This window comes from Streptomyces sp. NPDC030183 (assembly GCF_055573455.1).
The window spans coordinates 104,848-118,030 of record NZ_JBVIBK010000005.1; the positions used below are offsets into that span (position 1 = coordinate 104,848).

General features: G+C 72.3%; 4 protein-coding genes. 2 read left to right on the forward strand and 2 right to left on the reverse strand.

Annotated elements, in window-relative coordinates; genetic code table 11:
* The first annotated feature begins 88 nt into the window (after positions 1-88).
* Positions 89-6,664: a type I polyketide synthase gene (locus ACZ4Z2_RS07960; protein ID WP_468073520.1), complete on the forward strand. Its 6,576-nt coding sequence runs from the start codon at positions 89-91 to the stop codon at positions 6,662-6,664.
* A 32-nt stretch (positions 6,665-6,696) separates the two neighbouring features.
* Complete coding sequence (locus ACZ4Z2_RS07965) at positions 6,697-8,766, forward strand: amino acid adenylation domain-containing protein (RefSeq protein ID WP_468073522.1); 2,070 nt, start codon at positions 6,697-6,699, stop codon at positions 8,764-8,766.
* 438 nt (positions 8,767-9,204) lie between these two features.
* On the opposite strand, the gene ACZ4Z2_RS07970 is transcribed toward ACZ4Z2_RS07965, so the two are convergent.
* Both ACZ4Z2_RS07970 and ACZ4Z2_RS07975 read right to left on the reverse strand, forming a co-directional pair.
* Positions 9,205-12,132: an AAA family ATPase gene (locus ACZ4Z2_RS07970; protein ID WP_468073524.1), complete on the reverse strand. Its 2,928-nt coding sequence runs from the start codon at positions 12,130-12,132 to the stop codon at positions 9,205-9,207.
* Positions 12,133-12,544: 412 nt separating this feature from the next.
* The gene (locus ACZ4Z2_RS07975) at positions 12,545-12,718 is read right to left on the reverse strand and encodes a hypothetical protein (RefSeq protein ID WP_468073525.1); all 174 of its coding nucleotides are present in this window, start codon (positions 12,716-12,718) and stop codon (positions 12,545-12,547) included.
* Positions 12,719-13,183 lie beyond the last annotated feature (465 nt).

Genomic DNA, 13,183 nt, shown 5'->3' on the forward strand with positions numbered 1-13,183 from the left:
CGGACTGCTGCCGCCGGACGGCCGAGTCACTCTGCCTTCCCCCGAACCGACGGGCCGCCTCCCGTCGACGTGTACATGAGGACTGACCATGGTGCGAACAGACGAAGACCATCACGATCCCGACCGGCTCATCGCGGTCGTCGGCATGGCCGGACGTTTCCCCGGGGCACCGGACATCGACGGTCTCTGGGATCTGCTGATGGCCCGCGGCGACGCGATCCGCCCGGTGCCCGCGGACCGCTGGGACACCTCGGCGCAGCTCGACCCCGAGAAGGACATCCAGGCCGTGGGCGGGTTCCTGGAGGACGTGGACCGCTTCGACCCCACCTTCTTCGGCATCTCGCCCCGTGAGGCGGAGGACATCGACCCCCAGCACCGGCTCCTGCTGGAGGAGAGCTGGCGGGCCCTGGAGGACGCCGGCCAACCCGCGGCGGACCTGCGCGGGACGCGTACGGGTGTGTACGTCGGCGCCACCTGGCACGACTACGAGATCCTCGGCAAGGAGCGTGGCCGGGGCGCCGGGCAGCACACCCTCGTCGGCAACTCGCTGGACATGACGGCCACCCGTGTCTCCTACTTCCTCGGGCTCAGAGGTCCGAGCATGGCGGTGGAGACCGGCTGTTCCTCGGGGCTGGTGTCGCTGCACCTGGCCGCGCGGGCGTTGCGGAACGGCGAGATCGACGGCGCCCTGGTCGGGGCGGTCACCTTGATGCTCGACCCGCACCCGACCATCGGCCTGACCCATTTCGGAGGGCTGTCCCCCACGGGCCGCTGCCACGCGTTCTCCGCCGCCGCGGACGGCTTCGTCCGCGGCGAGGGCGTGGTGATGCTCTACGTCAAGACGCTCGCCCGGGCGCTCGCCGACGGCGACCGCGTGCACGGCGTGATCGTACGGACCGCGGTCAACAACGACGGGGGAGGCCAGAGCCTGGTCACCCCCAGTCCGGACGGCCAGGAGGCGTTGCTGACCGAGGCCTACGGGGAGGACGCGATCCCCCTGGACCGGCTCGTCTACGTCGAGGCCCATGGCACCGGGACCCGGCGCGGCGACCCGATCGAGGCGGGAGCCATCGGCCGGGTCCTCGGCCGTCGGCGCGACCGTGCGCGGGGTCCGCTCGGGATCGGGTCCGTGAAGACCAACATCGGCCACCTCGAACCCGCGGCGGGCCTCGCGGGCCTCGTCAAGGCGCTGCTGTCGCTGAAGCACGGCGTCGTCCCGCCGAGCCTGCACTCGGAGAACCTCAACCCTGACATCCCCTTCGAGGAACTGGGCCTCCAGGTTGTACGCGAGCCGCTTGCACTGCCGTCAGAGGGGCCCGTCTACATGGGCGTCAACTCCTTCGGCTGGGGCGGCACCAACGCGCACGCCGTGCTGATGGGGACGCCGTCCAGGACAACCGAGCCGGAGCCGGCGGACACCGGCATGGACGGTGGAACGGACCCGTCCTCCCCGCCCGTGCTGCTCCCCCTGTCGGCGCACCGCGAGGAGGCGCTGCGGCAGCGTGCGCTGGATCTCGCGGAGCTGCTCGAAGCAGGGCCAGGTGTCACCGATCCGGTAGCGCCCGGTGTCACCGATCCGGTGGCGCCCGGTGCCACCGCTCCGGCCGTGCCACGGGCCGTGGCCCCGAACGGGCCGCTTGCCGTCGACCCGGCCGCGCTCGCCGGAACGCTGGCCCGGCGCCGCGACCACTTCCCCGTCCGGGCGGCTTTCGTCGGCTTCGGCGCCGAGGACCTGGCCCGGGGGCTGCGGAGATTCGCCGCCGATCCCACGGCCGAGATTCCGGGCGTCGTCGCCGGCCGGGCCCGGCGCCGCGGCCGTACCGCCTTCGTCTTTCCCGGCCAGGGTTCCCAGTGGGCGGGCATGGGGCGCGACCTCTGGGCGAGCAGTGAGGTGTTCGCCGATGTCGTCCGGCGCTGCGCGAAGGCGCTGGAGCCGCACTGGGACGCCGACCTCGAACAGATCGTCTCCGGCCGGGACTCGTCGGACGAGTGGCTGTCCCGTATCGACCTGGTGCAGCCTGTGCTGTGGGCCGTGTCGCTGGGCCTGGCCGAGTTGTGGCGCGAAGCCGGCGTGGTCCCCGACGTGGTGGTGGGCCACAGCCAGGGCGAGGTCACCGCCGCGACGCTGGCCGGGATCCTGTCCTACGAGGACGCGGCCCTCGTCATGGCGCGGCGCAGCGCCATCGCCCGCCGTGCCGCGGGCAACGGCCGGATGCTCGCCGTGGATCTCGACGTCGTGGCCGCCGAGCGGGCGCTGGCGGGCTTCGAGGAAAGCGTCTCGCTCGCCGTCGACAACGGCCCCAACTCCTGTGTCCTGTCCGGCGACACGGACGCGGTGCTGGAACTCAGGGACAGACTGGAGGCCGACGGTGTCTTCTGCCGCCTGGTCAAGGTGGACTACGCCTCGCACAGCCACCAGATGGACGCGCTGCGCGAGGACCTCCTCGACGCCCTGCGGCCGGTGAGCCCCCGCGTCGGCGACATCCCGCTGATGTCCACCGTGCGGGTGAGCCCGCTCAAGGGCCCCGAGATGGACGCCGGGTACTGGACGGCGAACCTGCGGCAACCGGTGTTCTTCGCCGACACGATGAGCGCCCTCTTCGACGAGGGGGTCACCCATGTCGTCGAGATCAGCCCGCATCCCGTTCTCGTCCCCGCCATCGAACAACTGGCCGCCTCGCACACGGACCCGCCGGTGGTCGTCGGAACCCTGCGCCGGGACGCCGGCGCCCCCGCCGACCTCGCGCGTGCCTTCGCGCGGGGCTACACCCAGGGCCTGGCGCCCTTCGCCGCCGGCCCATGCCGAACTCCCGCGCCCGTGCCCGTACCGGGATACCCCTGGCAGCGCGACCGGCACTGGATCGGTTCCCGCGCGCGCCGCGCCGGCTCGCACGGCGCGCTGTCGTTCGCCCTCACTCCCTCCGCCGGTGAGCGGGACGCCTGGCAGGGCATGCTGGAGCTGTCCCTGGACGACCACCCGTGGCTGCGGGACCACCAGGTGTACGAGGCGGTCGTGCTGCCCGGCGCCGCGATGATGGCGTTCGCCCTCCAGGCCGCCCGGGCCCGCCTGGGCGAGATGCCGGGCACGCTCACCGCCCTCGCCTTCCACGACCATCTGACCCTCACCGAGGACGACTCCGCCCGGATCAGCCTGCTGTGGCGTGACGACGTCCCCGGGGGCGGCGCTGTGAGCCTGCTGTCGCTGGCCCCCGGCGCGACGTCCTGGACGGGGCACGCCACCGCGCGTGCGGCCCGGCGCCGTACGGCCGAGGAGGCGAGGCCCTTTCCCGAGCGACTCGCGGCCGTGGAGCCGGGCGGCCCCGAGGAGTTCTACGCGGCCTGCTCGTCCCGCGGCCTCAGGTACGGCCCGTCGTTCCAGGGCGTCCGCGCCCTGCACGTGGACGGTTCCGCCGCCCTCGGCCGACTCGAGCTGCCGGCCCGCTGCCACACCGGCAGCCGCTCGTACGCGCTGCACCCCGCCCTGTGGGACGCGGCTCTGCAGGTGTCCCTGGCGCTCGGCGGGGGCGAGCAGCCGGTGGTGCCGGTCGCAGTCGAACGGGTCTGCTTCCACGCCGACTTCACCGACCCGGTCCTCGAACTGTGGTCGTACGCGGTACGCGACGACACCGGACGGCTGGACCTGACCCTCTACGACGCCGACAGGCAGCCTCTGCTCACCATGGAGGGCCTTGTCCTTCAGCCTCTGGCATCGGCCGGGACGGCCGGGCCCGGCACCGAGCGGGAACTGCGGCTGCGGTTCCGCGAGGCGCCGAGGCCCGAGGCCGAGCAGGCGACGGAGGGCACCGTGGCCGGAAGCTGGGCCGTGTGCGGGGGAGTCGGGACCGGGGAGGCCGCACGGCGGATGGGCGCGGCCCTCTCCGACGCCGGCGCCGCTGCCGATGTCGCGGTGATCTCGCTCGATGACGGCGACGAGGCCGCGCTGGCCGGACGGCTGCGCGGGTCCGGGGTCCCGGACGCCCTCGCGTTCCTCGTCCCCCCGGCCGCTGCCGGGCTCGCCGAACAGCGCCGGAGCCTGGTCACGCTGACCGCGCTGGTACGGGCGGTGCTCTCGCTCGGCGAGGCCCCGAGGCTGGCTGTCGTCACCTCGGGCGCGCAGGCCGTGACCCCTGCCGATCGCCCCGACCCGGGCGGCGCGCTGTTCTGGGGCTACACCCGGGCACTTCGGCGTGAGCATCCCGAACTGCGGCCGCTGCTCCTGGACGCCGGGGCCGACCCGGAGGCCGCCGACTGGGCCCGCGAGACGGTGTCCGAGCTGCTGAGCGGCGACGACGAGGACCAGGTGGCGTCGCGCGGCGGACGCCGGTACGTGGCCCGCCTGGTGCGGGGACCCGAGGGGGCCTTGGACCTGGTGGACCCGGTGGAACCTGTGGACCCGGCGGACCCGGCGGACCCGGCGGACCCGGTGGAGTCGGCCGACCTGGCGGCCGAACCGTGGCAGGGGCCGCCGCAGCCGTTCCGGCTCGCGCCCGGCCGGCGGCACACGGAGGACGGCCCCCGATACCTGGCGCTGGAGCGCCGTGCCCCCGGCCCCGGCGAGGTGGAGGTCGAGGTGACGGCGGCAGCCCTGCACTCGACCGAGGTGCCGACGGCGCCCGGCAGCCACCCCGGCACGGCCCGGACCGAGGCATCGGGCTTCGGCTGCGCCGGCCGGATCACCGCCGTGGGCGAAGGGGTCACCGGTGTGCGCCCCGGCGATCGTGTGGTGGCCTGTGCGTCGGGCCCGCTCGCCACGCACGTCACCGTGCGCGAGGACCACACGAGGCCGGTCCCGGCCGCGTTGGCCGACCACGACGCGGCGGCGCTCGTGCTGGTGACGGCGACCGCGTGGTACGGCCTGGTCGAGCTGGCCCGGCTCACGGACGGCGAGACGGTGCTCGTCCACTCAGCCCCCGACGGACTGGACCTGGCCGCGGTGCGGATCGCCCGGCGGCTGGGGGCCACGCCGATCGCCACGGCGGGCAGCGAGGCGAAACGCGCCCAACTGCGCGCCCTGGGCGTGGAGCAGGTCTTCGACTCCTCGGACCCCTTGTGGGCGGAGGAGGTCATGACCGCCACCGACGGACGGGGAGTGGACGTGGTGCTCAACTCGCTCCCCGGGCCGGCCGTTCCGCTCGGCCTGAGCGTGCTGGCCGCGGACGGCCGGTTCGTCGAGGCCGGCGAGCAGGCACTCCGCGAGGGCCGCACCGTCGGCCTGGACGTCTTCCGCAAGGGCATCAGTCTGGCCGCGGTCGACGTGCCGGGGCTCATGGTCCGGCGCCCGGAGCGGTTCGCGCGACTGCTGGCGGCGGCATGGGAGTCAGTAAGGGCAGAGGCAGAGGCAGAGGCAGAGGCAGGAGCAGGAGCAGCGGGGCCGGTGCCGCGACCGGTTGTCGCCACGTACGCCTTCCGGGAAGCCGCCGAGGCGCTGCGCGACCTGGCCTCCAGCGACCACACCGCCATGTTCGCGCTGGTCGGGCCCGAGACGGTCGGCGGTGTGGCCCCGGAGCCGATGCCCGGCGGCCGGTTCCGGGCGAACGGCACGTATGTGATCAGTGGCGGGCTGGGCGCGCTCGGTCTGTCGCTGGCGGAGTTCCTGGCGGCGGGCGGGGCCGGCGCCATGGTCCTGCTGGGCCGGTCGGAGCCGGGCGAGGAGGCGCTGGCACGGGTGGAGCGCGTACGGGCGCTGGGCACCCGGGTCCACGTGGCCCGGGTGGACGTGGCCGACGCCGACGCGGTGGACCGTGCGCTCGATCGCGCACGGGCCGAACTGCCGCCGCTGCGCGGGGTGTTCCACGCCGCCGGGTTGCTGGACGACGCCACTGTGCTCAGTCTGCGGCCGGAGCAGGTGGAGCGGGTGCTCGCCCCGAAGATCGACGGGGCGATGTGCCTGGACCGGGCGACCGAGGACGATCCGCTCGACCTGTTCGTGCTCTTCTCCTCGGCCGCGGCCCTGGTCGGCAACGCGGGGCAGGCCGCTTACGCCGCCGCCAACGCGTTCCTGGACACCTTCGCCGAGGCCCGCCGCCGCCGGGGCCGCCCCGCGCTGAGCGTGCAGTGGGGACCGTTCGAGGACATCGGACTCGCCACCGCCGACGCGGCCCGCGGCGCCCGGCTGGCGGAGCGCGGCATGGGCGGCTTCACCGCCGACGAGGCATGGCAGGCCCTGGCGCGCTTCCTGGACCGGGATGACGAACAGGTGACGGGCTACGTCCCCCTCGACCTCCCACGGTGGTTCGCCGCCTATCCGGACAGCGCGGAGCTCCGCAGCTGGGAGCTGCTGCGGCAGGCAGCGCAGGAGGGCGGTTCCGCCCAGGCGGGCGGAGGCGGGTTCCTGGCACGCTTCGAGGCGGCTCCGCAGCGGGAGCGGGTCGGGCTGGTCGAGGCGAGAGTCCGTCAACTCGCGGGCCCAGTACTGCAGTTGGACGCCGGGGCCATGGACGCCGAGGCCCCGTTCAAGGCGCTCGGCCTGGACTCGCTGATGAGTCTGGAGCTGCGCAACAGGCTGGAGGCAGACCTGGGCCTGAAGCTGTCGCCGACCCTGCTGTGGACCCACGGGACCGCCCGGGCCCTGGCCGGAGCGCTCACCGAGCGGCTCACCGAGCGGTTGGGCGAGCGACTCACCGAGACGGCGGCCGTCACCAACGCCCGCAGCGAGCAGCCGTGACCGGCCCCACCGATCTGCCCGAAGAGGGAGCAATGAGCACGCCTGACCTGAACCAGCGACTCGCCGACGTCGTCGCACGGTTCCCCGACCGGCCCGCGGTGCGCGACGAGTCGTCCCATCTCACCTACGCCGAACTGGACGCCGCGGTCGCCGCCGCGTCGACCACCCTGACCGCCCGGGGGGTGACACCGGGGTCGACGGTCATGGTGCGCTGCGAGGCCGGCGCGGAACTCGTCGTCGTCCTGCTCGCCATCCTGCGGGCCGGCGCGTGCTACCTACCGCTGGACCCGGCCACTCCCGCGACACGGGCCGACATGATTCTCGCCGACGCGTGTCCGGCGGCGATCGTGGAGCAGACGTCCGGGGCCGCCGAGAACACGACACCGCTCACCGCGACGACCCGGGTGCGCGTACTGGACCCGGGGCCGGGTTCGCGCCCGGTCCCCTACGCCTCGCCGGCGGTTCCCGCGGACCGGACGGCGTACATCATCTACACCTCCGGAACCACGGGCGTTCCCAAGGGCGTCCCGGTCACCCACCGCTCCCTGGCCGCCCTGTTCGACGCCGCGAGCGACGTGGTCGAACTGAACGAACAGGACCGCTGGCTGCTGCTCCACTCGACGAACTTCGACTTCTCGGTGTGGGAGATGTGGGGGGCGCTGCTGCACGGCGGTTACCTGTACGTGCCCGAACGCTGGTCCCTCATGGACGTCCGCGCGACGGCCGCGCTGGTTCGCGATCAGCGGATCACGGTGCTCAACCAGACACCCACGGAGTTCGGCGCGCTCGCCTCCGAACTCGTCCGCACGAAAGACGCGCCCGATCTGCGGTATGTCGTGCTCGGCGGGGAGCGGCTGCTCCCGGCGACTCTCAAGCCGTGGGCCGAGGCGTTCGGGCTCGATCGCCCGGCGGTCGTCAACGCCTACGGCATCACCGAGACGACCGTCGTCGCGACCATGCACCGGATCGTTCCCGAGGACCTCGACCAGGAAGACTCGGTGATCGGCTCCCCGCTGCGGGGCTTCCACGCGGTCGTGGTGGACGAGGACGGACGCCCCGCCACGCGTGGTGAACTGCTGCTCGCCGGCGAGCAGGTGGTCGCGGGGTATCTGAACCGCCCCGAACTGACGGAGCGACGATTCATCCGCCTCGATGACGACTTCGACGACGACTTCGACGGCGACTTCGACGGCGGCCGCGACGACGCCTTCGGCAGCGGCAAGGACCAGGACCAGGACCAGGACCGGGTCCACTACCGGAGCGGCGATGTCGTGGAGTACCGGCCGGACGGGCTTCTGCGGTATCTCGGCCGGATCGACGACCAGGTGAAGGTCCGCGGCTACCGCATCGAACTGGGCGAGATCGAGCACGCCGTCACGGCGGTGGAGGGCATCGCCGACGCGTGCGCCCTCACGATCCCGGGTGCCAAGGGTGACGTACTCGCCTGCGCCTACACCACCCGCGACGGAGTGGAGCTGAGCCCCCGTCAGGTGCGGTCCGAGATCCGTTCCCGGCTTCCGCTCTACATGGTGCCCACGAAGATCCGACCGGTGAACGCGCTGCCGCGCACCATCAACGGAAAGACGGACCGTGCCGCCCTGCGCTCGATGGCGTGGGACGTTCGCGACGAAACACAGCCCCTCGACCCCCCTCGAAAGGTGAACAGCATGCTGCACAGCAACGGCCGGATCGACGAAAGCGCCATCGACCGGTGGCTGGAACTCGAGAACACCGATCCGCGCCAGGTCATCGACACCTTCTACGCCGAGGACGTCGAAGTGTCGTTCCCCGGCCTGCCCGAGTTGACCATCCGCGGGCGCAAGGAACTCCACGGCTTCAAGGACGTGGCCGACAGCGCGTTCCGGGACCGCCGGGTGGAGATCTTCAGGTCGTATGTGTCCGGTGACTCGGCCGTGGTCTCGGAGGGCGCCCTGCGGGCCGTGAGCATACGGACGGGAGAGGCCGTCGAGCTGTTCTTCTGCTTGGTGTGGACCGTAAACGGTGAGGGGTTGATCGCCGCGGAACGGCAGTACCTGCAGAACGGTCCGATCCTGGCGGTGGCCCTCGGCCTCGGCGGCGAGGACGCGGGCGAGGCGGGCTGAGGATCCCGCCCCGCACCGGAGCGAGCGGGCGCACTCCCGCCGCTCCGGCGCCCCGCCTTCCCGGCGCACTTCTCTGTCCGCACGACGCGGCGCTCGGGCGGGTCCTCGGGCGCCGTCGATGCGCCGCCGACCACGGGGGGCGCGGCGCGGAGTGCCGGCCGCTCACACGAGGCCGGCATGCGCCAACGCGGTGCATGACGCGAGGCCGCACCTGATCCGCCAGGGCTGAGGGACGCGCGGAGTGCGGCAGACGAAGTGCCGCCTCGCGCGGGACGTCCCGGACGTGGCCGTGGGGTCAAGCAGGGTCCGGACTTCGCTGGACGGGGCCAGGGCGCCAGGTGACGGGTCGGCCGCAGGCGCGTGGGGATCCACCGCGCCCGGCGAAAGGGGCGCCGCGAGACTCGGCGGCGCCCGTCATGGGAAGGGCGGCGCGGTCGCTCAGATGGATCCGACGGCCAGGGTTTGGAACTCTCTGGGGAGATCGGCGCGCCTGGTGACGTTGAGCTTGCGGTAGACGCGGGTCAGATGCTGTTCCACCGTGCTGATGGTGACGCACAGTTGGTCGGCGATCTCCCGGTTGGAGTTGCCCAGGGAGGCAAGGGACGCGACCCGTCGCTCCGCGGCGCTGAGGGGATCGCGTGGAACGGTGCCCGGGTCGGGCGGTGTCTCCTCCCTGCCGCGCGGCGGCAGGGAGGGCTGCAGAGGTCCGGCGCCGCACATATCGGCCAGGTGCAGCGCCTGGTACAGCGCTCGCCGTGCCTGTTCCGCCTCACCGATCGCGCGCTGCGCGGAACTCAACGCGGCCAGGGCCCGGGCCAGTTCGAGCCTGTCCCCGGTGAGCCGCAGGACGCTGACTGCCTCCAGCAGCAGGCTCGCCCGGCGCCGCGGTTCGGCGATCTCGGCGAGCAGGCACATGGCGACGCCGCGGCTGCGGGATTTGGCGCTGCCGGGGCGGGCCAGCTCCGCATCCGCGAGTCGGCGGACCTGGTCCCGCTGCCCGAGGCGCAGATGTGCGGCCGCCGCGCCGCTGCGCCAGGGCAGAAAGGCGGGCAGATCCATGTCCCAGGCGCGGGCCTGGTCGCCGCAGCGCAGAAAGTCGTCGAGGGCCGCGTGCACCCGGCCGGTGGCCAGGCGGTGATGGCCCCGGGCGTAGAGATACTGCAGGCCGTACCGTGACTCGGAGATCGCCTCCGGTACCGAGTGCCGCAGGTACTCCTCGGCGACGTCGTCCGCCCCCATGGCGGTCGCGGCCAGGACGAGCGTGCTCAGCGGCGCACCGACGGCGACTCCCCAACTGCGGGGCGAGACGTGGGTCATGGCGGAGCGGGCGAGGGCGCAGGCCTCCTTCAGATCGCCCTGTCGCAGGGCCAGTTCGGCGCGGATCGCGGTGAACTTCGCCTGCCAGGTGGGCGCCTGCCGGACGGTGGCCTCCTGCAGGAGTTTGGCCGACCAGACGGACGCCTGGCCGAGCCGGTCCGCGTAGACGAGAGCGAGCAGCGCCGACTCCAGGGCGTACACACTGGTGTCGTCCAGGGGGCAGGAGCGCAGCACCTGTTCGGCGTTCCAGGCGCTGGACTCGTCGCCGCCGTTGCGCAGTGTCGAGCCGAGAACGGTCTCGGCGAGCAGGGAGGCTCTGGCGGTCGCGGGCTCTCTGCTGTCGCGGATGCCCGATCCGTCCTCGGCGGCGGGGAGGAGAGGCACCATCGCGGGATAGCGGTTCCGCAGCCACTCCCTGGCTTCCGTGAACAGGCCCTGCGGGCCCGGAATCTTCGGGCCCAGCGCGCGGATCACCTCGGCGGCCTCGTCGAAGCGCCCGTGCCACAGCAGGGCACGGGAGAGCGGGACGGCCAGGTGGGCGGGCAGGACGCCCGTCAGCAGCGCTTCGGACAGCGGTCCCAGACGGGGAGCCACCGTGGAGGGGTTGAGCTGCCACTCCAGCCGCGCGAGCATCATCGTCGTGAGCGCCCGCTCCCGCGCGTCGTCGGAGCCGGACAGCGCCAGTTCCAGGCACTCCAGGGCCAAGCCGACGTCGCCGCTTCGGCGCGCCTGCTCGGAGGCGTCCATCAGCACCGGGACGCCCCAGCAGGGTGGCACGTGTCGCGCGGCGACCAGATGCCGGGCGACCGTGGGTGTCGGAAGTCCTTCGTGGTGGAGCAACTTGGCGATTTCCAGCTGCTGTTGCCGTAACACGCCCCAGGGGATGTCGTCCAGGACGGCGGACCGTGCCGCCGGATGACGGAAACGGTTGCCGGCGACGAGCCCGGCGGCCTCCATGTGCCGCAGCGCGTTCGCCACCGAGGACGGATCGAGCCGGCGCAGGCGGCCTATTCGGTCGGGGGAGGAGCAGGAGTCCAGCAACGCCATCGTGCGGGCCACGCCGATGACGTCCGGCTCCCAGCCGTGCAGACAGGCGAGCACCGCTTGGGCGAACTCCTCACCCGCAGGCGGGACTTCGGACTCCCCGTCGCCATCACCGTCCGCCGGCCGGTCGCGGTGGTCCCTGAGCAGGGCGTGGACGAGCAGGGGATTTCCTCCGCTGAGGGAGTGGTAGACGGGGCCGAGGGCCTGTGCATCCTCCGTGCCCAGGGCCTTCGTCGTGAGCTCGGTCGTGCCCTCCGGGGACAGGGGAGCCAACCGGACACGTCGGTAGAAGGGATGGCGGAGCAGTTCGGTGCTCAGCAGCGGGAGACTGTGGCGGGCACTGTCCGGGCGGCTGAACAACAGCATCACAGGGGCGGATCTCGTGTGCGGAAGCAGTTGCAGCAGACAGCTCAGGGAAGCGGGGTCGGTGTGCTGGACGTCGTCGACGCAGAGCAGCAGGCCGCCGCCCGCCCCGGCCGCGTGCAGCAGCGCACGGCACAGTCCGCGGGCGACATGGGCCTGCAGGGCGCCCGACTCACGACGGGCGGGCGGATCGGAGGCGAAGCTGTTCTCCAGGATGGCCATCTGCGTACGGAGCGGGGTGGGCAGCGACATGTCCCGGACGAGCTGATGGACGATACCGAACGGGACGTCGCGCTCGTGTTCCCGGCCGACGGCTCGCAGGACCTCGGAACCGGTCGCGGACGCCTCCTCGGCAAAGGCATAGAGCAACTCGGACTTGCCGATGCCCACGGAGCCGCTGACGAGGGCCACGTGTCCATTGCCGCGGCGGCTGCTCGCGAGTAATTCGTGTAACGTGAATAGTTCGTCTTTGCGGTCGATCAGTATCATGCATGTACTCTTTGCAGCACGTCGGAACCTATTCGTAAACTGACGAGTAGTTTTCCGGAGGCTTGAGATTTCGTTACAGAGTCTTAGTAGAGCCCCTCGGGAGCCGAAGTGGTCTGTAGCGGAGTCACATTCGCGACTCCCTCGGACCGCCATCTCGAGTCGGTGTCGTAGCGCGGCGCCTGGTCGCGTTCGAGGATGTGGGGAAGGAACAGGTCTTCGTGCGGCACGGTCAGTCGAACCTGTCCTACGGTGCCGTAATCCAACGCCGTTGACCAGTCCTTCTGGGCACGACACTCATTGTCGCCTGCGGTCAATCCGGAACATAGGTCATGATTCCGCCGTTCTCGGCAGATGGGTGGTGTACTCGGCCGCGTCTGCCAGTCGGCCGGCCCGGACGAGTCGCTCGCCCCGGCGCGACGCTGTATCGAGCGGCACCAGGTCGGCCGGGTCCCGGGAGCGCGGGATGCCCATCGGACTCCACGCGTCGAGGTCGGTTTCGAGCCAGTTTTCGATCAGCGTGTCGCACTCCGCGCCCCGCACGGTGGCGACATGTCGGCCGCCGCGCTCACCGGGCCCGCGCGAGCGAACGTGCCGTGGTCAGGGTCTTGCGCTCCAGGCAGGAGACCAACGGTAGTTCGGCGGCGACGGTGCCCGGCGGAAGGTCGGCCGTCAACGCGTCCGGTGCCTTCCGCTCGCCCGGCAGCGTCAGGATCCGCACGGCCCCGTCGACCGCCGGCACGAGATCCCCGGCACATGCGCCCCGGCCCGGCCCTCGCCCCGGTACGCCGCCACAAGGTCGCCCTCGGCCGGCGCGGGCGCCGGCGCGAGCCCCTGCTCCGGCTCCTCGGGGGACGGTTCGCATGTGGGACGGGCGTGCGCCGGGATGTCACGGGATGGGCCTCGTACATCTCCAGACCATGCACTTCCGTGCCGACTCCGCCGCCGAACAGAAAGCCCGATGCCATAGCCGACTCCCGTGTATCCCGAACAAAAAAGGCGAGAACAGGACAATGGTGCTCTCGGTGTGCCAACTGCGCGACAAGGCCTTCGAGACCACTGATGCGCAGCTACCGTACCCATCGCCCGGCCCTGCGAAAAGAGTCATCTGACTCTGTTTCCAGCCACCGTGGGGTGTCGCGGGCCGCGCTACCGAAACGATATGCGGGACTGCGAGAGTTCTTCCGTGGCCCGAGTAATTCCTCTT